We start from the raw sequence: 21,524 nt of genomic DNA, 5'->3' as shown, positions 1-21,524 counted from the left end.
CATGGAATTTCTCTCTGCCATCAATAGCTACGGCACGGACCTGCTGGGTCCGACCGCATGGTATGTGGTGTGGACGCTGCTGAAGGTTGTTGCCATCGCTGTGCCCGTCATTCTGTGTGTTGCCTACCTGACTTACTGGGAACGCAAGATGATCGGCTTCATGCACGTTCGTCTGGGACCAACCCGTGTTGGTTACCGTGGCTTGCTGCAGCCTTTCGCTGACGTTTTCAAACTGCTGACCAAAGAGCTGATCGTTCCAGCCAAGTCCAACAAGGTCCTGTACCTGTTGGCTCCGGTTGTGACGCTGATGCCTGCTCTGGCTGCCTGGGCTGTGATTCCTTTCAGCCCCGATGTGGTTCTGTCCGACGTTAACGCCGGTCTGCTGTACATCCTGGCGATTACCTCGCTGGGTGTGTACGGCGTGATCGTGGCCGGTTGGGCTTCCAACTCCAAGTACGCCTTGCTGGGTGGTCTGCGTGCAGCCGCTCAGGTGCTGTCCTACGAACTGGCCATCGGCTTTGTCCTGATTACTGTCTTGCTGGTTTCCGGCACGCTGAATCTGTCGGGCATCGTGGTCGGTCAGACTCAGGGTTACTTTGCGGACAAGGGCTTGAACTTCCTGTCCTGGAACTGGCTGCCACTGCTGCCACTGTTTGTGATCTACGTGATTTCCGCCGTTGCTGAAACCAACCGTCACCCGTTTGACGTGGTGGAAGGCGAATCGGAAATTGTGGCCGGTCCCATGGTGGAGTACTCCGGTACTGGTTTCGCTCTGTTCTTCCTGGGCGAATACGCCAACATGATTTTCCTGTCGGCTCTGGCGTCCATCATGTTCTTGGGTGGCTGGACTCCCATTGTCGAGTTCGCTCCATTTACCTGGATTCCGGGGTGGCTGTGGCTGGGTCTGAAGACCTTTGTCGTGGTCTCCATGTTCATCTGGTTCCGTGCAACGTTCCCACGTTACCGCTATGACCAGATCATGCGTTTGGGCTGGAAAGTATTTATCCCGCTGACCGGTGTTTGGCTGGTTATTGTGGCGATCTGGATGCAGACGCCCTGGAACATCTGGCATTAAGGCTAAGGGGCAAGATTATGGAAGCAATCAAAGATTTCTTTGGCAGCCTGATGCTGTCCGAGATGCTCAAAGGCATGCGCCTGACGGGGAAGTATTTCTTCAAGCGCAAGGTAACCCTGCGTTATCCCGTTGAAACCACGCCCGCTTCGCCACGTTTTCGCGGTCTGCACGCTTTGCGTCGCTACGAAAACGGCGAAGAGCGTTGCATCGCGTGCAAACTGTGCGAGGCCGTATGTCCCGCCATGGCCATCTCGATCGAATCGGCAGAGCGCGAGGACGGTACCCGTCGTACTACGCGTTATGACATCGATCTGGCCAAGTGTATTTTCTGTGGTTTCTGTGAAGAAAGCTGCCCGGTCGATTCGATCGTGGAAACGCACATTCACGAGTACCACGGTGAAAAACGCGGCGATTTGTACTACACCAAGGACATGCTGCTGGCTATCGGTGACCGTTACGAAGACGAGATCGCTCGTCGTCGTGCCGCAGATGCACCTTATCGCTAAGGCCGGAGCTCTACACTCATGTTATTTACTACTGTTCTGTTTTATGTGCTGGCGCTGGTGATGGTGGTGGCCGCGTATCGCGTGATCGCTGCCAAGAATCCGGTTACAGCCGTATTGCATTTGATTCTGGTGTTCTTCACGGCCGCCATGATGTGGATCACGATGGGCGCCGAGTTCCTGGGCCTCTTGCTGGTGGTGGTCTATGTGGGCGCCGTGATGGTGATGTTCCTGTTCGTCATCATGATGCTGGACGTTCGTCAGGAATCCGCTGCCAAGAAATTCAAGGCTCACGTGCCTATGGGGCTGTTGATCGGCGCCATCATGGTTCTGGAAATGGGCTTTGTGCTGACCAAGCTGTGGTTCACAACGGCACCTGCTGCCGCGGTGGCTGCGGACTACAACAACACCCGTGTTATTGGCGAGTTGATGTACTCCCAGTACGTGCTGGCGGTGTTGCTCGGTGGCATTGTGCTGCTGGTTGGCATGATCTCGGCCATTGCACTGACTCTGCGTAAACGTGAAGGTGTCAAACGCACCGTCTCCAGCGAACAAGTCAAGGTTCGTTCGCAAGACCGTCTGCGCATGGTTTCCATTCCTTCTCAAACCGAAAAGCCGTCGGCGTCCAGTTCGGCTGACGCTGTCGTGCCAGGAGACAAATGATGATGACGCTGACGCTTGCGCACTATTTGGTCCTGGGCGCTGTGCTGTTCACGATCGGCCTGTTCGGCTTTTTCCTGAACCGTCGCAACCTGATTATCTTGCTCATGTCTGTTGAGCTGATTCTTTTGTCGGCCAACATGAACTTTGTGGCCTTCTCCACCTGGATGGGCAACGAGGCAGGTCAGGTGTTTGTCTTTTTCGTCCTGACGGTCGCTGCGGCCGAGGCGGCCATTGGTCTTGCAATTCTGGTTCTGTTGTTCCGTAACCTTAATTCGATCAATGTCCAGGATCTCGACCAGCTCAAGGGTTGATGGGATAGCACACTAATGAACTCCATAAATCTTTACTTAACGATTGCGCTTGCTCCCCTGGTGGGTTCGGCGCTAGCCGGTTTGTTCGGTACCGGCTTTCTGGGTCGATTTATCGGCAAGACAGGCGCTCACCTGATTACGATCGCGGGCGTGCTGATTTCCTTTATCGGCTCGGTCATGGTCATGTTGCAGGTTCTGGAAGGCCAGACCTTCAACGGTCCGGTCTACACCTGGATCACCATTGGCAGCATTCAGTGGGATATCGGCTTCCTGATCGACAAGCTGACTGCCCTGATGATGGTGGTGGTGACGTCCGTGTCGCTGATGGTGCATATCTACACCATTGGCTACATGAAGGATGATCCGGGCTACCAGCGCTTTTTCTCCTACATCTCGCTGTTTACCTTCTCGATGCTGATGCTGGTCATGTCCAACAACATGCTGCAGTTGTTCTTCGGTTGGGAAGCGGTGGGTCTGGTGTCTTACCTGCTGATCGGTTTCTGGTACGAGCGCAAGACTGCCATTTTTGCCAACATGAAGGCCTTCCTGGTCAACCGTGTGGGTGACTTCGGTTTTGCTCTGGGTATTGGCTTGCTCTACGCCTACACCGGCTCCATGAACTACAGCGACGTGTTCGCCAAGGTTCAGGAACTGAGCACCATGACATTCCCCGGTACTGACTGGCAATTGCTGACCGTTGCTGCTCTGGCCCTGTTTGTGGGTGCCATGGGTAAATCGGCTCAGGTTCCTTTGCACAGCTGGCTGCCTGACTCCATGGAAGGTCCTACTCCTATCTCGGCGCTGATTCACGCCGCGACCATGGTGACGGCCGGTATCTTCATGGTGGCTCGTTTCTCGCCTGTGTTTGAACAGTCGACAACCGCGCTGTCCTTCATCATCGTGATCGGTGCAACGGGTGCCTTGTTCCTGGGCTTGCTGGGTATTATCCAGAACGACGTCAAACGCGTTGTGGCTTACTCCACCTTGTCCCAGCTGGGTTACATGACGGTAGCTCTGGGTGCTTCGGCTTACTCGGCTGCTGTGTTCCACCTGATGACACACGCTTTCTTCAAAGCCTTGCTGTTCCTGGGCGCTGGTTCGGTGATTATCGGTATGCACCACGATCAGGACATCCGCAATATGGGTGGTCTGCGCAAGTACATGCCTATTACCTGGCTGACTTTCCTGATCGGTACGCTGGCTCTGGTGGGTACGCCGTTCTTCTCTGGTTTCTACTCGAAAGAGCACATCATCGAAGCCGCAGGCGAAGCCGGTATCTGGGGTTCGACCTACGCTTACTACGCCACACTGATCGGTGTGTTCGTCACCTCGCTGTACTCCTTCCGTCTGTACTTCCTGGTATTCCACGGCAAAGAGCGCTTCCGTGACGTCAAGCACGACGAGTCGCATGGCCACGACGACCATCACGCTCACGGTGGCGATCCTCACGAGTCGCCTTGGGTGGTTACGCTGCCTCTGGTTCTGCTGGCCATTCCGTCGATCTTCGCCGGTATCTGGTTCGTTGATCCATTGCTGTTCGGTGGCTACTTTGAAGGCATTGTGACGGTTCTGCCTGAACACCCTGCAATGGCAACGCTGGCCGAGCACTGGACCGACTGGATGGCTTACGCCGTACACGGTTTTGGCACACTGCCATTCTGGCTGGTTGTGGCTGGTGCTGTGGTGGCCTGGTACATGTACCTGGTTAATCCTGCTTTGCCTGCCGCTATCAAAAAGAACTGCTCTTTTATCTACCGTATCCTGGAGAACAAGTACTACGTTGACTGGTTCAACGAGCAAGTGCTGTCTCGTGGCGTTCGCTGCCTGGGTACGGGCCTCTGGAAAGGTGCTGACCGCGGTCTGATTGACGGCCTGGTGGTCAACGGTAGTGCACGCGTAGTGGGCTGGGTGGCTGCAATCAGCCGTCATATCCAGTCCGGCTATGTCTATCACTACGCCTTTGCCATGATCCTCGGGATCCTGGCGCTCTTATCCTTTTTTGTACTGACGGTTCGGTAAATGGCTAGCGATATGGCGTCTTCTACTCTTCCTTGGTTAACGCTGGCGATTTTCGTACCTATCGTCGCTGGCCTGTTGGTGCTGGCTCTGGGGCGTGATGATCGTCCCTCCTTCACCCGCTGGCTGGCTCTGCTGGGTTCGATTGCCGGTCTTGTTGTCACTATTCCTCTGTACACGGGCTTCAATCCCGGTACGGCCGACATGCAGTTTGTCGAGCTGGCCCCCTGGATTGATGCCTTCAAGGTGAATTACCACCTTGGCGTGGACGGTATTTCCATGTGGTTTGTTCTGCTGACCGCTTTCATCACGGTGATCGTGGTGCTGGCGGGCTGGCAGGTAATCAAGAACCGCGTGGCGCAATACATGGGTGCCTTCCTGATCCTGTCGGGTCTGATGGTTGGCGTGTTTGCCGCTCTGGATGGCTTGCTGTTCTACGTGTTCTTTGAAGCCACGCTGATCCCGATGTACTTGATCATCGGTATCTGGGGGGGGCCGAACCGCGTGTATGCATCGGTCAAGTTCTTCTTGTACACCTTGCTCGGCTCGCTGTTGACCCTGATCGCATTCATCTACTTGTGGAATGTGTCCGGCGGTACTTTCGATATCCTGACCTGGCATAAAGTGCCGCTGGATTACACCACTCAGGTGCTGATCTTTGCTGCTCTGTTCATGGCTTTTGCTGTGAAAGTGCCTATGTGGCCTGTCCACACCTGGTTGCCGGATGCCCACGTGGAAGCACCTACTGGTGGTTCCGTGGTGCTGGCTGCCATCATGTTGAAACTGGGTGCTTACGGTTTCCTGCGCTTTTCCCTGCCCATCGCTCCTGATGCTTCGCAAGGTCTGGCCGGAATCATCATTGCCCTGTCTCTGGTCGCGGTGATCTACATTGGTCTGGTCGCCATCGTTCAGGACGATATGAAAAAGCTGGTGGCTTACTCCTCTGTGGCTCACATGGGTTTTGTCACGCTGGGCTTTTTCGTGTTCAACACCACGGGTATGGAAGGCGCGATCATGCAAATGATCTCGCACGGTTTCGTGTCCGGTGCCATGTTCCTGTGTATCGGTGTTCTGTACGACCGTCTGCACAGCCGCCAAATCGCCGATTACGGTGGTGTGGTCAAGGTGATGCCTCGTTTCGTTACCTTCTTTGTGCTGTTCTCGATGGCCAACAGCGGTTTGCCAGGCACCAGCGGCTTTATCGGTGAGTTCACCGTCATCATGGGCGCGGTGGAGTACAACTTTTGGATCGGTCTGTTGACTGCAACAGCGCTGATTACAGGCGCGTCTTACTCGCTGTGGATGCTCAAGCGCGTGGCCTTTGGCCCCGTGGGTAACGACAATGTTGCCGGCATGAGCGACCTGAGTGGCCGTGAGTTCTTCGTTCTTGGCGTAATGGCGATTGCGGTGCTGGGCATGGGTGTGTATCCCAAGCCATTTACCGAGGTCATGCACGTTTCGGTTGAAGCGTTGCTGCAACACGTCTCCATCTCGAAACTGTAGGCCGAATCACTATGGATACTACCTTTAACTTTTCTCTGGCTTTGCCCGAGATCCTGCTCCTGGTTCTGGCTTCGTGTGTGCTGATTTTTGATGCTTTCAGCAAACACAAACAGCGCCACTCGACGTTTGTTCTGAGCCTGTTGACGCTTGCCGTGGTTGCGGCCAGCGTAGCCTGGCAGTGGTCCAAGGGCGTGAGCGGTGTCTCGTTTGGTGGCCTGTTCGTCGCAGACGAGTTGGCGCACTTTCTGAAGCTGCTTTCGTGTGTGGCCGTGGCTGCTACCCTGATCTACGGTCGTGAGTACGCCGAACAGCGCGACATGATGGAACGCGGTGGTGAACTCTACACTCTGACTCTGATGGCTCTGCTGGGCCAGATGATCATGATTTCGGCCAACAGCATGTTGACCGCTTATCTGGGTGTGGAGCTGATGTCCTTTGCGCTGTACGCACTGGTTGCGCTGCGTCGTGAACACCGTCAGTCCATTGAAGCGGCGTTGAAGTACTTCGTTCTGGGTGCCTTGGCATCGGGTATCTTGCTGTACGGTATGTCCATGATTTTTGGCGCTACCGGCCATCTGGAATTCCCACGTATCGCTGAGGTCATCGCTAACGGTCAAGCCGAGCGTCTGGCTCTGGTCTTCGGTGTGGTGTTTGTTGTGGCAGGTCTGGCCTTCAAATTGACGGCTGCTCCTTTCCATATGTGGACACCGGACGTCTATCAAGGCGCTCCTACTACCGTTACCCTGATCATCGGTGCTGCTCCCAAACTGGCTGCTTTTGCCGTAACCATGCGCTTCCTGGTTGAAGCCCTGCACGGTATTGCCGTGGACTGGCAGCCCATGTTGCTGATCATGGCTGTGCTGTCGCTGGCTCTGGGTAACCTGACTGCGATCATGCAAAAGAATCTCAAGCGTATGCTTGCGTATTCGACCATCTCGCACATGGGTTTCATTTTCCTGGGCTTGCTGGCTGGCGTGTTCAATGGCGAGACTCACTCTCAAGCCTACGGTGCTTCGTTGTTCTATGTGGTGATCTACGTTCTGACCACCCTGAGCACTTTCGGTCTGATCCTGATTCTGAGCCGTCGTGGTTTTGAATGCGAAAACATCAGCGACCTGAAAGGCCTGAACCGCCGTAACCCTGGTCTGGCTTTGATCTGGCTGCTGTCCATGTTCTCCCTGGCTGGTATTCCTCCGCTGTCCGGCTTTGCTGCCAAGCTGAGTGTTCTGCAAGCTGTGGTGGGTGCAGGCTATGTCTGGCTGGCTGTGTTTGCCGTGATCATGTCCTTGATTGGTGCTTTCTACTACCTGCGTGTCGTGAAGGTTGTTTACTTCGACGAACCAGAAGGCGAAGAGCATCCTGTGGCAACGGGCTTGCTGACCAAGCTGGTCATGCTGGTAAACGGCGTTCTGATTATCGGCCTGGGCGTGTTGCCTGGTGGCTTGATGGACACCTGCATCCGTGTGATTCAGTCTTCCTTGCAGTTTTAAGTAGGTAGCACTATGGACCAAAGCCTTTCCATCTGGGTCTTGATAGTTCTTTCCGTGATTACGGCTAATCTGCCGTTTCTCGTGGAAAAGCCCTTGCTGGTTTTGCCTTGGTCCATGCCGGGCGAGCGCTCAGGTCTCTCGCCCTGGCTGCAACTGATTGTTGGCCTTGTGTACCTGGCCGTGCTGGCTGCTTTGGGTTTGGGAATCTACACGGTGATTGCCTCCAGCTCTGGCCTGAGCTCCTTGCCAGTCATGTTGGGCAAGTTGTTTTTGGGTCTGGCTTTGGTGGGGGCCATGTTTTACTTCCCGGCCTGGCGCTCTCGCCATCAGAAAGTTTCCAAAGGCTTTTTTTCTCGTCTTCTGGAAGTCTGTGCGTTTTACGGGATTATGGGTGCGTTCGGCTTTGCTTTTGAAGCCAGCATCGGTAACCCGTTCAAGCAGACTTGGGTGTTCTACACCATTACCTTTGCTTTATTCTTGGTGATGGCGTACCCCGGCTTTGTGTATCGCTATTTGATGCGCCACCCCAAGGGCAAGTTTGAATAGTGCTGAATGCATGAAAAAAACCTCGCAAGATTGCGAGGTTTTTTTGTCCTGAATGTCTGGGCCATGCCGTCAGCGGCGGGCTTTGATCCATGTGAGGGGCTGCATACCGCGTGTGCAGCCCCCAGAATCGATCAAGGTTTGTCCAGGGGGGCATGGGTAGCGCCAGCCACGCCCAGACGCTTGCAGACGCCCTGAGCTTCTTGAGCGAGAACCAGCGTCAGTTGTTCGGCAGGCAGGGCACGACCCAAGGCAGCGCTTTGTCCGCTCCACAGAGAACTGAATTCGGTACGGCCTTGTTTTTCGGCTTCGATACGCAGCGGGCTGAGAGCCGAACCCGCATGGGGAAATACCGGAGCGCTGGCACTTAAAGGACCGATTTCATCCATCAGACGAGTGCGGATACTGCGGGCAGGGCGACCGGAGAACAGATTGGTCAAGGCTGTGCCGTCCGAGCGACTATTGGACAGGGCTTCGCGATGCAGTGGAGTGATCTTGGATTCAGGGCAGAACAGGTAGGCCGTGCCAATTTGAGCTGCGCTGGCGCCCAAGGCCAGGGCGGCAGCAATACCGCGTCCATCGGCAATACCACCGGCCGCAATCACAGGAATAGTGACGGCATCGGCAATCTGGGGAACCAAAGACATGGTGCCCACTTGTGTATGCACTTTATCGTCCAGGAATATGCCACGGTGGCCACCGGCTTCCAGACCCTGGGCGATGATGATGTCGGCGCCGTGCTCTTGCAGCCAGACCGCCTCAGCCGTCGTGGTAGCGCTGGACATGACCAGGGCACCGGCTTTTTTCACGCGCTGGATCAGCTCGGGGGAGGGCAGGCCAAAGTGGAAGCTGACGACTTCGGGTTTCAGGTCTTCGACCAACTCTGCATGCTGACTGGAGAAGGGCGCGCGTGCCGCTTTGGGCAATTCCTGATTGGGGTCCTGGCCGTATTCCTGGTAGTAAGGCATCAGGCGCAGACGCCACTCTTGCAGAGCCTCAGGCTCCAGGCGCAGGTCTTCATGACAAAAGAAGTTCAGATTGATAGGGGCCGATACGGCTTGCCGGAACAAGCCTACTTGTTCCCGAATCTGCTCCGGACTGAGCATGGCGCAGGCCAAAGAGCCCAGGCCCCCAGCACGAGCAACGGCAATAGCCAGTTCGCTGTCTTGGGCGCCGGCCATAGGGGCTTGAACGATGGGATGTTCGATGTGGAGCAGATCCAGCAAGGTATTGTTGGGCCAGATGTACATGGAGGGCGTCCTCGGTCATTTCGCGATAGCTTTTATCGTAGCAGGATGAGTTCAGGCTGAAAACTGACATTGTCGCCTGTTGGCAGGGCCGTGCCGGGGCTGCAGCAGGCTACAATAATCGTCTTTTGGCACAGTGGCTGTGCTGTATTTTCTTGCTTTGTGGACGATCTGATGTCTCATCTCATTCTTCAAGGGCCGCGCCTGGATAGCGCCATCATCGAAAAAATTGCGGCAGTGGTGCAGGCCGATGGAGTCCAGGAGCTGGGTCCTACCGCCGTGCGCCTGCTGGGTGCAGATGCTACGCAACGCGCTGAGGTGCAGGCCCTGTGCAAGACCGGCGCGATGGACTTTGCTTTTCTGGAGCAGATTGATCGCCTGAAAGAAATGCGTGTGCTGGCAATGGACATGGATTCCACGCTGATCAATATCGAGTGTATTGACGAGATCGCTGATATGGCTGGCCGCAAGGAGCAGGTTGCCACAATTACCGAAGCGGCCATGCGCGGCGAAATCAAGGACTTCACCGAAAGTCTGAATCGCCGTGTCGCATTTCTGGAAGGTGTGCCCGTCAGCGATCTGACTCGCGTCTATGAAGAGCGCTTGCAGCCTAACCTGGGTGCGGATCGTTTGATTACGACGGCCCATGCCCACGGGGTGAAAACTTTGCTGGTGTCGGGGGGCTTCACCTTCTTCACCGAGCGCATGAAAGACCGTTTCAGTCTGAGCTACGCCCACTCCAACACCTTGGAAGTGGTGGACGGCAAGCTGACCGGTAAAGTGTTGGGCGCAATTGTAGATGGTCAGGCTAAAGCCCGTTTCCTGCAGGAACTGGCGGCTGAGCTGGGTGCAGGTCCAGAGCAGTGTATTGCGATTGGAGATGGGGCCAATGACTTGCCCATGATGTCCAAGGCCAAGTACTCGGTGGCTTATCGTGCCAAACCGGTGGTGCAGGAGCAAGCCAGCTTTGCCTTGAATCACTCTCCGTTGGATGCCGTGTTGAACTGGTTCCGTTTGGACGTTTGATGTTGGCGGATCGTCAGCGTAGTATGGCGAAAAAACGAAGGTGGGCGCCGCAAACTCAAGGCTTACCAAGAGTTGGTCTGTATATAGGCCTTCCAGCTCACCAGCGTAAACGCACAAGGCAGGAGTTTGGCTGTCAAAAATAAAAGAGCGCTGTCCTTGGGCAGCGCTCTTTTTTATATCCTAGCCTTGTTGTTAAGGCTTACTTCTCTTTGCGCAAGCTGTTCAAGACATTATGCACGGCTTGAATACGGTTCTTGATTTCCTCGCCTTTGGTAATTTCAACCTTGAGCTTGTCCGGCCCAGCCAGGCGTACCTGCTTGTTCTTTTGCACCAGTTCAATAATGCTGACCGCGTCCACATTGGGCTTGGAGGAAAACTGAATCGTCGCTTGAGCTTCGCTGGCATCGATTTTCACAATACCCAGCGGTTCGGCCTTGATGCGCAAGCGATGCACGGCCAGCAGGTTTTCGCCCGCTTCTGGTAGCAGGCCGTAGCGGTCGATCAGCTCCTCATGGATATGGATCAGGTCGTCTTCGGTACGGGCGTGTGACAGGGCTTTGTAGTGTCCCAGACGGGCATTCACATCCGGACAGTAGTTGGCTGGCAGCAGCGCAGAAGTATGCAGATTCACTTCGCACTGCAAGGCAAAGGGCGAGTCCAGATCAGGTTCTTCACCGGCCTTCAGGGCTTTGACGGCGGTGTTGAGCATATCCGCATACATGGAATAGCCCACTTCCTGAATATCGCCGGATTGGGATTCGCCCAGCACTTCACCGGCACCCCGAATTTCCAGATCGTGCATGGCCAGGAAAAAGCCTGCACCCAGTTCTTCCATGGCCTGAATGGCTTCCAGCCGCTTTTTCGCATTGCTGGTGATGGCATCCTCGCCAGGGGTCAGCAGATAGGCATAAGCCTGGTGGTGAGAGCGTCCTACTCGTCCACGCAATTGGTGCAGCTGAGCCAGACCCAGGCGATCTGCACGGTGGATGACGATGGTATTGGCGGTGGGCACGTCAATGCCGGTTTCAATAATCGTGGTACACAGCAGCACGTTGTAGCGTTTCTGGTAGAAGCCCTTCATGACGGCTTCCAGCTCGCGCTCGGGCATTTGACCGTGGGCCACGGCAATACTGGCTTCGGGCACCAGCTCTTCCAGACGAGCACGGCGATTGTGGATGGTCTCGACTTCGTTATGCAGGAAGTAGACCTGACCACCGCGTTTCAATTCGCGCAGCAGCGCTTCGCGTATGGTGCTGCCATCTTCACGACGCACGAAGGTCTTGATCGCCAGACGTTTTTGCGGTGCCGTGGCAATGACGGAAAAGTCCCGTATGCCTTCCAGGGACATGCCCAAGGTGCGTGGAATAGGTGTAGCGGTCAGGGTCAGGATATCGACTTCGGCACGCAGCTGTTTCAAGGCCTCTTTCTGGCGCACACCAAAGCGGTGTTCCTCGTCGATGATGACCAGACCCAGTTGTTTGAAACGCACATCCGAGGACAGGATTTTGTGCGTACCAATCACAATATCTACGCTGCCATCGCGCAGGCCCGCAATCGCGGCCTGCGTTTCCTTGGTCGAACGGAAGCGGGACAGTTCGGCAACACGGATAGGCCAGTCGGCAAAACGGTCCGAGAAGGTCTGCGCATGTTGCTCGGCCAGCAGAGTGGTTGGGCACAACAGGGCAACCTGTTTGCCATTGGCCACGGCCAGAAAGGCGGCACGCAGGGCGACTTCGGTTTTACCAAAGCCCACATCCCCGCAGACCAGACGGTCCATAGGCTGGCCGGACGTCATGTCGTTCACGACGGCTTCAATGGCAGCAGCCTGGTCCGGTGTTTCCTCAAAGCCAAACCCTTCGGAGAAGGCTTGATAGTCATTGAGCGGCAGCTTGAACTTGAAGCCTTCACGAGCGGCGCGCTGAGCGTACAGGGCCAGCAATTCCGCAGCGCTGTCACGTGCTTGTTTCGCTGCGCGGCGGCGGGCCTTATCCCATTGGCCGGAGCCGAGCTGGTGTAAAGGTGCATGCTCGGGATCAGCACCGCTGTAACGGGCAATCACGTGCAACTGGGCTACGGGCACATACAAAGTGCTGCCTTTGGCGTATTCCAGGTGCAGGAACTCGACCGGGCCTTCGCCCAGGTCCATTTCTTTCAGGCCGCAGTAGCGTCCAATCCCGTGCTCGGCGTGAACGACGGGGTCGCCTTCACGCAGTTCGGACAGGTCCCGCACCATGGCTTCCACATCGCTGCTGCGCTCGTTGCGGCGACGGCTGCTTTGGGTGCGAGTCTGGGTGGGGTAAAGGTCGTTTTCAGTCAGCAGGCTCAGGCTGTCATGCACCAAGGCAAAGCCACGTGCCAAAGGCGCGACGACCAGGGCAAAAGCCGCGTCTGACTCCAGGAAATCGGCCAGACTCTGGCAGTCTGTTGCGGGTGACAGATCATGTTCACGCAGCATCTGCAGCAGCGTTTCCCGACGACCTGCCGAATCCGCACACAGCACGGTCCGGTTTTTCGGGTCCAGCACTTCTTGCCGCAGTTGAGACAATGGATCCTTGTCGCGTCGGTTTACCGCGACCACAGGCAAAGGCTCGAAATCGGGATGAGCGATAGGCTGGTTGTCAGCCTGGGCGCTCAGGCTCAGGCGGCTGAAAGGCTTGATGCCATTGAAAAACTGCTCGTCTGACAAAAACAGGCTTTCTGGCGGCAGAATCGGGCGTTCACGGTCGTTCTTCAGGAAGGAAAAACGGCTATGAGTATCGCTCTGGAAGCGGCCAATCGCGTTTTGTGCATCCCCGTGAGTAATGACCAGGCTGCCTTGGGGCACATAGTCCATCAAGGTGGCCGTTTCTTCAAAGAACAGCGGCAGATAGTATTCAATACCGGCAAAGGCAATGCCATTGCCTACATCTTTATAGGGCAGGGCGCGTGAAGGATCGCCTTCAAAGAACTCGCGAAAACGAGCCCGGAATTGTGTGCGCGCCTCTTCATCCATGGGGAATTCACGGCCGGGTAGCAGCTGGATTTCCTTGACCGGATACAGGCTGCGCTGGGTGTCGATATCAAAGCTGCGTATGCTTTCAATTTCGTTGTCGAACAGGTCCAGACGGTAAGGCAGCACTGAACCCATAGGGAACAGGTCAATCAGGCCACCGCGAATGCTGAATTCGCCTGGAGCGCTGACCTGTGTCATATGGGTGTAGTTGGCCAACATCAACTGGGCGCGCAGTTGCGCCTCATCCAGCTCGTCGCCCTGGCGGAATGAGAAGGTGTAGGCGGCCAGAAAGGAGGGCGGTGCCAGACGATACAAGGCGGTGGTGACGGGGACCGTCAGTACATCGACCTCGTGCATGGTCAGGGCATGCAAGGTGCGCAAACGCTCGGAGATCAGATCCTGGTGCGGAGAGAAGCTGTCGTATGGCAGTGTTTCCCAGTCCGGCAGTTGGCGAACGCGCAGGGCGGGGCCAAACAACAGGATCTCCTCGGCCAGCCTTTGGGCCGTCAAGGGATCGGCGCAGAGCACCAGAATAGGCGCTTTATGTTGGCGGGCCAGGTCGGCAATCAGGCAGGCATCACCCGAGCCGGGGGGCATGGGCTGCGAGTAGCGTTGACCGGGGCGTAAGGCAGCCAGCACATCTTGGGTGCTGGGCAGGGACAGGGAGTGCTGTTTTTCGGTTTCCATCAGGATTGTCATTATAAAATCACCCACCTATGAAGACTACCTTGATTGCAATTGTTCCAGCCGCCGGTATTGGCTCGCGCGCCCTGGATTCTGCCACGAAGGCGCAAGGCTTGCCCAAGCAATACCGTTTGCTGGGTGGGCAGCCCATGTTGCGCCGCTCGGTACAGGCTTTGCTGGCTGATGAGCGCATCAGCCAGGTGCGGGTGGCCGTGGCCCCCGGTGATATCTGGGCCGCCTCCGCACTGGAAGGCTTGCCGCGCACGATTTGTCTGCCTTGTGGTGGGGAAACGCGGGCAGAAACAGTGCTCAATACCTTGCAGAGCCTGGATAAGGACGAACAAGCCTGGGTTCTGGTTCACGACGCTGCTCGTCCCGGTTTGCCCAGGAAGGCTTTGGCGGGGCTGATTGATGCCTGCTTGCAGGCGCAACGCGGTGGCTTGCTGGCTTTACCCGTGCCTGATACCGTCAAGCGCGCAACGCCCGCCGAGCCAGCTGCGGTGCAGGAAACAGTGGATAGAGATGGACTGTGGTTAGCGCAGACTCCCCAGCTGTTTCCTGCCCATACTTTGCGTGAGGCTCTGCTAGCGGCTAAAGAACAGGGTTTTGCGGTGACGGATGAGGCCAGCGCCATGGAGTTGGCGGGCAGCCAACCCTTATTGATATTGGGTTCGGCGCGGAATTTTAAAGTCACCTGGCCTGAAGATTTTGAATTGATGGAGAAATGGTTATGAGCATGCCGATTCGCGTAGGACAAGGTTTTGATGTGCATGTGCTGTGCGAAGGCCGACCTTTGATTTTGGGCGGCGTCACTATTCCGCATACGCATGGCCTGATGGGGCATTCGGATGCTGATGCCTTGCTGCATGCGATTACCGATGCGATTCTGGGGGCGGCGGGTCTGGGAGATATTGGTCGTCACTTTCCGGACACGGACCCAAAATACAAGGGGGCCGATAGTCGAGTGCTGCTGCGCCATGCTTATGAGCAGGTACGTGCGGCTGGCTGGTTGGTAGGCAATGTGGATGCCACGATTCATGCGCAAAAACCCAAGATTGCACCACATGCTCCGGCGATGGTGGCCAATATCGAGGCCGATCTGCAATTGGAACCCGGCAGTGTGAACATCAAGGGAAAAACAAACGAGGCGATCGGCTTTGTTGGACGCCAGGAAGGGATTGCAGTGACCTCAGTTGCCTTGTTGTACCGTGCTTGATCGACTGCGGGACTGAGTCCGGCCTTGGGCAAGGGCTGTCCCCTGCCCAAGGCTCATGGTACTCAGGAAGCTTTGGTGTCTTTATCGCCCTGGGTTCCAGGCGCATTACGACTGGCGCGGATGCGGGGCAATTGAATGCGGGCGGTCAAGCCCTCGGACGGAGCACTGACCAGCTCGAAGTGGCCGCCAACTTGTCCCAGCAAACGCTCCACAATAGCCAGTCCCAAGCCTGCACCACTGACGCCTGTGCGTGCAGAGACGCCGCGCGAGAAGGGGCGCAGCAGGCGCTGGATATCGCCTTTTTCAATACCGGCTCCCTGATCCTTGACGGCAATCACCAGAATATTGCCGTGCTGATGCGCCGACAGCTCGATGCGTGCCCGGTCATCCTCAGGACTGCGTCCATAGCGACGGGCATTTTCGATCAGGTTGGAGACGATACGCTTCAAGTCGTGAGCGCTGATGCGAGCATACAGATTGGGTTCGACGGAGGCCGTCAAAATTCCACCCAGCGATTCTGTATGCGTGCGTTCGCGTTCGTAGACATCATTGAGCACGGCGGAAACATCAATGCCATGTTCAGGAACGGCAGCAGCGGGGCGGGCGTATTCCATCAGTTGACCAATACTGTGGTCAATCTGGGCCAGGTCCTCGTCAATGGCGGCGCGGGTTTCGTCCGATACCTGGCTTAATTCAATTTCCAGACGCATGCGCGCCAGCGGTGTGCGCAAGTCGTGCGAAATGCCGGCCAGCATGATTTCCCTGTCGGCCTCCGTCTGGCGAATGTCGCGCGCCATGCGGTTAAAGGCAATATTCATGTCGCGGATTTCAACCGGACCTTTTTCAGGCAGGGTACTGGGGGTTTCGCCACGGGCCAGTTGCTGAGCCACTTTGGCCAACTGAGCCAAAGGCCGGTTCACAAAACGCACACTGACAGCGGCACCAATCAAGGCCAGCAGCAAGGCGGTAGCGCCCCAGCCCAGCCATTCCACGCCGGCAGTCAGACTTAATTGTTCGCGATCAAAGACCAGCCAATACTGATCTTCATTGATATCAAAGGAAACCCAGATGCCGGGCACGCTGTTGACCGACCACATGATCAAAGTCTGGCTGCCCAGTGCGCCACGCACTTCGGTAGAGACGTGCTGCCAGTAGTTGGAGCGTGGCAAGGGTTCCAGTTCGTCCGTGTTCTCGCGTGGTTGCACGCGCAGACTTTCCTTGGTGGCCAGATCCAGCAACAGGGCAGGGCGTACCGCCGGGGGCGCGTACACCAGGGCCGAGCGGGTGATGCTGACGATGGACGCCACGCGCTGCGCCATTTGGGCTGCGCGTGGGCCTTCTTCCATACTGAAGAATACTTGCAGCCAGGCACCCAGGCTGACGAGCATCAACGCTGCGAGCAATAAAAAAGACCGGCTGAATAAACCCAGCCGGATACTTGAGTTTTTTGTTGCTCGGCGTTGGGCGGCCACGGCGGGCCGCCCTTCTTGCTGACCGGAAGACAAGGTCAGTTACCGCCGTCTGGAACAAAAACGTAGCCCAGACCCCAGACCGTTTGAATGAACACGGGCTTGGAGGCATTGGGTTCGATCAGCTTGCGCAGACGCGAAATCTGCACGTCCAGGCTGCGGTCAAAAGCTTCGTATTCGCGGCCACGCGCCAGTTCCATCAGTTTGTCGCGCGACAAGGGGATCTTGGGATGACGGGCAAACACCTTCAGCACGGAGAACTCGCCCGTTGTGATGGGGACGACTTCGTTGTTGCGTGTCAGTGTTCGTGTGGACAGGTTCAGCACATAGGGGCCGAACTCGATCGATTCATTTTCCTGACTAGGTGCGCCGGGGTGTTCCTCGGTACCACGGCGTCGCAAGATAGCGTTGACACGGGCTAGCAGTTCGCGGGGGTTGAAAGGTTTGATGAGGTAGTCATCGGCACCCATCTCCAGGCCCACGATACGGTCGATTTCTTCGGCCTTGGCAGTGAGCATGATGATGGGAGTGTTGTCGTGTCCGCCGCGCAGCCGACGACAGATGGACAGGCCATCCTCGCCTGGCAGCATCAGATCCAGTACCAGCAGATCGAAATGCTCGCGTTGCCAGAGTTTGGCCATTTCTTTACCGTCTTCGGCGACGAAAACGTTGAACCCTTGTTCAGACAAGTAGCGGCGCAATAAATCGCGCAGCCGGGGATCGTCGTCAACGACAAGGATTTTGCGGGTGAGGGGGGGGGTCGGCGTATTCATAGCGAAAATGTAACAGGCATCAGAAACCGCGTATAGGGGGGTGTAGAAAAATATTACACATTAAGCGTTTTGTACTATTTATGCGCCTTGCAGCGGATTTGGACTGGCTTCACAGAGGATTATATGGTGGCAAATAGTTTGATAGCCCGGCTTGAGTCAGGTCAAAAAAAGAGCGGCCAGAGGGCAAATACACCCGAAATTCCATGATGGACTGCTTTGTCCTTGTCCGATCCCAGGGAGCTGCCTATTTTGAGTCTGCTTAAACTAAAATAGCGCGATGGATGCACATATACTTGCCCTGGAGACTTCCTCCAATCTCTGTGAACTGACCTTGTTGTCTCGCACCCAAGCGGGTATTTCGCTGGTGGAGCTGAGCCACGAGGGGACTGGCGATCATGCCGAACGCCTTTTGCCCATGGCCGAGCAACTGCTGGAGCAGGCCGGTCTGGATAGGCACGCCCTGACGGCGATTGCTTTCGGCCAAGGCCCTGGCGGTTTTACCGGCCTGCGCGTGGCCTGTGGTGTAGCTCAAGGTATGGCTTTTGCTCTGGACCTGCCGGTGCTGCCGGTCTCGTCCTTACTGGCGGCTGCTGCTTGCGGTACGCCTGTAGAAGGCACCGCCTATGTGGTGGCACAGGATGCGCGCATGCAAGAGGTCTACGCGGCTGTGTACTGCTGGACAGCTGAGAAGTCCTGGTCTGTGCTGCAAAGCCCGGTCTTGCTGGATGCCGCGCAGGTCACTACCTGGATCGCCCGTTTGCAGGCTGAGGGTTTGATCGCAGAGCAGCAGCCCATTCAAGTCGTCGGTGACGCATTGGAGCAGTTTCCTGATCTGGCCCCAGCTATCGTTGCGCAGGGCTGGGAAGTGGGCCAGACATGGCGTGCAACAGGTGCCAGCGTGGCGCATTTGGCTCTGCATGATCTGGATGAAGGGCGGGGTATCTCCCCGGATCTGGCCATGCCGCTGTATGTGCGCGAGAAAGTCGCCTACACCATCCAGGAGCGTGAGCAGGGCCTGGGCGGAAACCCGGCGGCTCTGGATCAACCTCTACAAATTGAAGCCATGCAGGCCGGGCATGTGTCCGCTGTGCTGGATATTGAGCGTCGTGTGGAAAGCCATCCCTGGACGGCAGGCAACTTCACGGATGCCCTGGGCAATAGCGCGTACTGCTCCCGGATCATTCACAAACAAGGCTTGGTGCAAGGCTATGCCATCTGGCTGCAAGCTCCCGATATGATCGAACTCTTGCTGATTGGGGTGGCCCCTGAACAGCAGCGGCGCGGTCTGGCTCGACAATTGCTGGATGACGGCCTGCAGTGGGCTCGTCAGCATCAGCTGGAGCGCGTGGTTCTGGAAGTGCGGGCCTCGAATGCGCCAGCTATTGGTCTGTATCAGAAGTACGGTTTCAAGGCGGATGGTCTGCGTAAAAACTACTATCCGCTGGGCGATGGACAGCGTGAAGACGCGGTCTTGATGAGTCTGAACCTGGCCAGCAGGGCTGGGGCATGATCGATTTTCAGCCTATCTCTCCTTTGCAGCGCACCTGGCTTTTGGAGTTGGGGCTGGAGCGTGCTTTTCTGGCGCGTCTGCCGCAGGCACAGCCTCTGGTTCAATCCGCCGCCATTACCGCAGCCCCTGCGCAAGAGGCCGCAGCGTCACCGCAGACGGCTCAGTTGGCAGGCCGAAATCTGGATGATGCAGGCAGCCCTGCGCCTGTTTCAGCTCCCGCAGCGGCTACTGATGCCATGTCGGCGCGTGATCAGGCGCTAGCAGTTTTGCGTAAATCCGGCGCTCGACCTGTTGCAGCGGCTCCTGTGGAGGAGGTCGTGCAGCGGCCTGCTGTACTGATTCAGCCCGAAAAAGCCCAGGATATGGCCAGCTTGCTGGAGCAGGTACAGGCTTGTCAGGAATGTGGTTTGCATACGGGCCGCGCTCAAGTGGTATTTGGTTCAGAACTCTTATCTGAACCGGACTGGATGATTATTGGTGAAGCGCCGGGCACCAGTGATGATCGCAGCGCCCAGCCTTTTGACGGCAAAGCCGGGCTGCTTTTGCAAGCCATGCTCAATAGCGCGATTCCTGATGCTTCGGTCTATAAAACGCATCTGGTGAAATGCCGCCCCTTGGGCAACCGTCCACCTACCCAAGAGGAGCTGGCCGCGTGTCGGGCCTTTCTGGATGCGCAGATTCGCTTGGTACAGCCACGTCGCTTGCTGGCCGTTGGCCATTTGGCGGCGGTGGCATTAAGTGGTCGTGATGAAGATCTGGAGGCTTTGCGGGGCCAGGCCCTGACGTATACCGATGCCCAGGGTCGTAGCCTGCCTTTGGTGGTGACTTACCATCCTGCCTCGCTGTTGCTGCGCCCGCAGCACAAAGCCAATGCCTGGCGGGATTTGTCCTTGTTGCGCGAGTTGCAGGGCCAGTCCTGATCTCAGTTCTTGCAGGTGGCTTTTAGCGCTGAGTTGCCTCGTCAGACGTCATCATGGAAAAACACCCCAAAGATTGGATTCATGTCCAACTTTTGGGGTGTAGTGCCTTTTTGGGGCTGTCCCTTACTTGGCCGTCAAGGCCTGCCCATGACCTTCCTGGCCTATGCAGGCTTCCAGCTCGGGGTGCGCGCGCAGATTGGCGTTTTTCCAGATGATGAATACCGTCATCAAGGACGCTACCATCAGGCCAAAGAACACAATGATGTAGTTGATGGGCAAACGCAGCCACAACAGCAGGCTGTACAGCGCCAGCATGAAAAGAATGTTCAACTGTTCATTGAAGTTCTGCACGGCAATGGAGTGACCGGCCGACAACATGACGTGCCCGCGATGTTGGAGCAGGGCATTCATGGGAACGACGAAAAAGCCGGACAAGCCGCCAATGCCCATGAGCAGGGTGTAGACCGCCCATTTCTCGTGCACCAAGGGCATGAGCAGAACCACAAAGCCCATTGCCACGCCCACTGGCAGAACGGCCAGTGATTTCTTCAGGGGGACGCGGGCCGCAAAAACGGCGCCAAAGACCGTACCCAATGCGGCTACGCCCATCAGCACCGAGGCCTGGTCCAGACGGTAGCCCAGATGTTGAGCGCCCCATTCGATCACAATGAATTGCAGTGTGGCACCGGCCCCCCAGAATAAAGTGGTTACCGCCAGCGAGATCTGGCCCAGCTTGTCACGCCACAGAATATGTACGTAGGTACGGAATTCCTTGAGCAGCAGAATGGGGTTCTTTTGTTGGGGCGGGTAGTCGATATTGGTGCGGGGAATTAGCAGATTGCACAGCGCTGCCGACAGGTAGATAAAGGAAATCAGCAAGATAGCGACTTCGGCACGCGTCTGGGCCAAAGGTGCAATCAGGGGGTGTTCGGCCAGCGAACTGGCGATCGACGGGTTGATCAGAATGCCGCCCAGCACGGTGCCGCCGATGATGGACAGAACGGTCAGCCCTTCAATCCAGCTATTGCCCTTGACCAACTGTTCGGGCTTGAGCATTTCGGTGACGATGCCGTATTTGGCGGGAGAGTAGGCAGCAGCACCGATACCTACCAGGGTGTAGGAGACAAAGACCAGAACCAGCTGCTGGGAGTCGTTCATGCCAAAGTACTGGTGGCAGAACATCAACATACAGCCTATCAGCTTGATGGCATTGGTGGCGAACATCACCCGGCCCTTGGGATACGAGTCGGCAAAGGCCCCTACAAAAGCGGCCAATAGCACGTAGGACAGCGCAAACCACCATTTCATCATGGGGACCATCCAGATAGGTCCGTGCAGGTCAGCGATCAGGGCGATGGCGGCAATCAGCAAGGCATTGTCGGCAACTGACGACAATGCCTGCGCGGCCATGACCAGATAAAATCCTTTATTCAAAATACATCCCGAATACGTGTGCCCACAGGTGCAGTCTCGGGACTGCAGAGCACGAATCAAAGCCAGGTGTCAGGCCTGGGGAGCTTTTTCAAGGCGGCTCCTCATGGTTTTTCTGACCAAGCCTGAGCCGGTGTGAAATTTACGAAGAG

The 21,524-nt window shown here is 56.5% G+C and carries 18 protein-coding genes; 13 read left to right on the top strand and 5 right to left on the bottom strand.

Translation table 11 applies throughout. The annotated features are described in order from the left end of the window. Window position 1: 1 nt before the first annotated feature. The 8 genes from nuoH to NIZ92_RS13805 are packed head-to-tail and all read left to right on the top strand — an operon-like array spanning window position 2 to window position 8,107. Entirely contained in the window at window positions 2-1,075 is a 1,074-nt protein-coding gene (gene nuoH / locus NIZ92_RS13840; protein ID WP_009456680.1) for an NADH-quinone oxidoreductase subunit NuoH, read from the top strand. 17 nt (window positions 1,076-1,092) lie between these two features. Beyond that, window positions 1,093-1,581 carry an NADH-quinone oxidoreductase subunit NuoI gene (gene nuoI, locus NIZ92_RS13835; RefSeq protein WP_003801051.1) on the top strand — a complete coding sequence of 163 codons (489 nt, stop codon included), beginning with the start codon at window positions 1,093-1,095 and terminating at the stop codon, window positions 1,579-1,581. A gap of 18 nt (window positions 1,582-1,599) precedes the next feature. Continuing rightward, window positions 1,600-2,241, top strand: a complete 642-nt coding sequence (locus NIZ92_RS13830; protein WP_009456678.1) for an NADH-quinone oxidoreductase subunit J — start codon at window positions 1,600-1,602, stop codon at window positions 2,239-2,241. A 2-nt stretch (window positions 2,242-2,243) separates the two neighbouring features. Next, complete coding sequence (nuoK, locus tag NIZ92_RS13825) at window positions 2,244-2,552, top strand: NADH-quinone oxidoreductase subunit NuoK (RefSeq protein ID WP_026483136.1); 309 nt, start codon at window positions 2,244-2,246, stop codon at window positions 2,550-2,552. Between the two features lie 15 nt (window positions 2,553-2,567). Next, window positions 2,568-4,571: an NADH-quinone oxidoreductase subunit L gene (nuoL, locus tag NIZ92_RS13820; RefSeq protein WP_086061087.1), complete on the top strand. Its 2,004-nt coding sequence runs from the start codon at window positions 2,568-2,570 to the stop codon at window positions 4,569-4,571. A gap of 12 nt (window positions 4,572-4,583) precedes the next feature. Beyond that, on the top strand, window positions 4,584-6,071 hold the full coding sequence (locus tag NIZ92_RS13815; protein WP_254002113.1) for an NADH-quinone oxidoreductase subunit M: 1,488 nt from the start codon (window positions 4,584-4,586) through the stop codon (window positions 6,069-6,071). Between the two features lie 11 nt (window positions 6,072-6,082). Continuing rightward, the gene (gene nuoN, locus NIZ92_RS13810; RefSeq protein WP_083053262.1) at window positions 6,083-7,561 is read left to right on the top strand and encodes an NADH-quinone oxidoreductase subunit NuoN; all 1,479 of its coding nucleotides are present in this window, start codon (window positions 6,083-6,085) and stop codon (window positions 7,559-7,561) included. A 12-nt stretch (window positions 7,562-7,573) separates the two neighbouring features. Next, on the top strand, window positions 7,574-8,107 hold the full coding sequence (locus NIZ92_RS13805; protein WP_009456672.1) for a DUF2818 family protein: 534 nt from the start codon (window positions 7,574-7,576) through the stop codon (window positions 8,105-8,107). Window positions 8,108-8,238: 131 nt separating this feature from the next. Here the strand turns inward: NIZ92_RS13805 and NIZ92_RS13800 are convergent, their stop codons facing one another. Further along, window positions 8,239-9,354, bottom strand: coding sequence for a nitronate monooxygenase family protein (locus tag NIZ92_RS13800; protein ID WP_254002112.1), 1,116 nt, complete (start codon window positions 9,352-9,354; stop codon window positions 8,239-8,241). A 171-nt stretch (window positions 9,355-9,525) separates the two neighbouring features. On the opposite strand from NIZ92_RS13800, the gene serB reads away from it, so the two are divergent. Further along, window positions 9,526-10,377: a phosphoserine phosphatase SerB gene (gene serB / locus NIZ92_RS13795; RefSeq protein WP_254002111.1), complete on the top strand. Its 852-nt coding sequence runs from the start codon at window positions 9,526-9,528 to the stop codon at window positions 10,375-10,377. A gap of 199 nt (window positions 10,378-10,576) precedes the next feature. Here serB and mfd read toward each other — a convergent pair whose 3' ends face one another. Continuing rightward, entirely contained in the window at window positions 10,577-14,068 is a 3,492-nt protein-coding gene (mfd, locus tag NIZ92_RS13790) for a transcription-repair coupling factor (protein WP_254002110.1), read from the bottom strand. Between the two features lie 17 nt (window positions 14,069-14,085). Between mfd and ispD the strand changes: the two genes are divergently transcribed. Continuing rightward, on the top strand, window positions 14,086-14,787 hold the full coding sequence (gene ispD / locus NIZ92_RS13785; protein ID WP_254002109.1) for a 2-C-methyl-D-erythritol 4-phosphate cytidylyltransferase: 702 nt from the start codon (window positions 14,086-14,088) through the stop codon (window positions 14,785-14,787). Beyond that, window positions 14,784-15,269, top strand: coding sequence for a 2-C-methyl-D-erythritol 2,4-cyclodiphosphate synthase (gene ispF, locus NIZ92_RS13780; RefSeq protein ID WP_021446886.1), 486 nt, complete (start codon window positions 14,784-14,786; stop codon window positions 15,267-15,269). Before ispD ends, ispF begins: the two co-directional genes overlap by 4 nt. Window positions 15,270-15,331: 62 nt before the next feature. Here the strand turns inward: ispF and NIZ92_RS13775 are convergent, their stop codons facing one another. Further along, a complete protein-coding gene (locus NIZ92_RS13775) occupies window positions 15,332-16,741 on the bottom strand; it encodes an ATP-binding protein (protein ID WP_162473399.1) in 1,410 nt (469 codons plus the stop codon). Window positions 16,742-16,776: 35 nt separating this feature from the next. Further along, window positions 16,777-17,511, bottom strand: coding sequence for a two-component system response regulator OmpR (ompR, locus tag NIZ92_RS13770; protein ID WP_003801024.1), 735 nt, complete (start codon window positions 17,509-17,511; stop codon window positions 16,777-16,779). 277 nt (window positions 17,512-17,788) lie between these two features. Between ompR and tsaB the strand changes: the two genes are divergently transcribed. Beyond that, a complete protein-coding gene (gene tsaB / locus NIZ92_RS13765) occupies window positions 17,789-19,021 on the top strand; it encodes a tRNA (adenosine(37)-N6)-threonylcarbamoyltransferase complex dimerization subunit type 1 TsaB (protein WP_254002108.1) in 1,233 nt (410 codons plus the stop codon). Then, entirely contained in the window at window positions 19,018-19,941 is a 924-nt protein-coding gene (locus tag NIZ92_RS13760) for a uracil-DNA glycosylase (RefSeq protein ID WP_083053265.1), read from the top strand. The genes tsaB and NIZ92_RS13760 overlap by 4 nt, the downstream gene beginning before the upstream one ends. Before the next feature lie 123 nt (window positions 19,942-20,064). On the opposite strand, the gene lplT is transcribed toward NIZ92_RS13760, so the two are convergent. After that, window positions 20,065-21,375 carry a lysophospholipid transporter LplT gene (gene lplT, locus NIZ92_RS13755; protein WP_060186478.1) on the bottom strand — a complete coding sequence of 437 codons (1,311 nt, stop codon included), beginning with the start codon at window positions 21,373-21,375 and terminating at the stop codon, window positions 20,065-20,067. Window positions 21,376-21,524 lie beyond the last annotated feature (149 nt).

This window comes from Alcaligenes sp. 1735tsa3, from assembly GCF_024134565.1.
GTDB lineage: Bacteria > Pseudomonadota > Gammaproteobacteria > Burkholderiales > Burkholderiaceae_B > Alcaligenes > Alcaligenes phenolicus.
This window is presented reverse-complemented; position numbering and strand designations above follow the sequence as displayed.

Coding starts and splice junctions, on each gene's coding strand:
- nuoH (WP_009456680.1), top strand. CDS start 2: ATGGAATTTCTCTCTGCCATCAATAGCTACGGCACGGACCTGCTGGGT.
- tsaB (WP_254002108.1), top strand. CDS start 17,789: ATGGATGCACATATACTTGCCCTGGAGACTTCCTCCAATCTCTGTGAA.
- nuoI (WP_003801051.1), top strand. CDS start 1,093: ATGGAAGCAATCAAAGATTTCTTTGGCAGCCTGATGCTGTCCGAGATG.
- serB (WP_254002111.1), top strand. CDS start 9,526: ATGTCTCATCTCATTCTTCAAGGGCCGCGCCTGGATAGCGCCATCATC.
- ispD (WP_254002109.1), top strand. CDS start 14,086: ATGAAGACTACCTTGATTGCAATTGTTCCAGCCGCCGGTATTGGCTCG.
- NIZ92_RS13815 (WP_254002113.1), top strand. CDS start 4,584: ATGGCGTCTTCTACTCTTCCTTGGTTAACGCTGGCGATTTTCGTACCT.
- ompR (WP_003801024.1), bottom strand. CDS start 17,511: ATGAATACGCCGACCCCCCCCCTCACCCGCAAAATCCTTGTCGTTGAC.
- NIZ92_RS13805 (WP_009456672.1), top strand. CDS start 7,574: ATGGACCAAAGCCTTTCCATCTGGGTCTTGATAGTTCTTTCCGTGATT.
- NIZ92_RS13760 (WP_083053265.1), top strand. CDS start 19,018: ATGATCGATTTTCAGCCTATCTCTCCTTTGCAGCGCACCTGGCTTTTG.
- nuoN (WP_083053262.1), top strand. CDS start 6,083: ATGGATACTACCTTTAACTTTTCTCTGGCTTTGCCCGAGATCCTGCTC.
- NIZ92_RS13800 (WP_254002112.1), bottom strand. CDS start 9,354: ATGTACATCTGGCCCAACAATACCTTGCTGGATCTGCTCCACATCGAA.
- mfd (WP_254002110.1), bottom strand. CDS start 14,068: ATGACAATCCTGATGGAAACCGAAAAACAGCACTCCCTGTCCCTGCCC.
- ispF (WP_021446886.1), top strand. CDS start 14,784: ATGAGCATGCCGATTCGCGTAGGACAAGGTTTTGATGTGCATGTGCTG.
- nuoK (WP_026483136.1), top strand. CDS start 2,244: ATGACGCTGACGCTTGCGCACTATTTGGTCCTGGGCGCTGTGCTGTTC.
- NIZ92_RS13830 (WP_009456678.1), top strand. CDS start 1,600: ATGTTATTTACTACTGTTCTGTTTTATGTGCTGGCGCTGGTGATGGTG.
- nuoL (WP_086061087.1), top strand. CDS start 2,568: ATGAACTCCATAAATCTTTACTTAACGATTGCGCTTGCTCCCCTGGTG.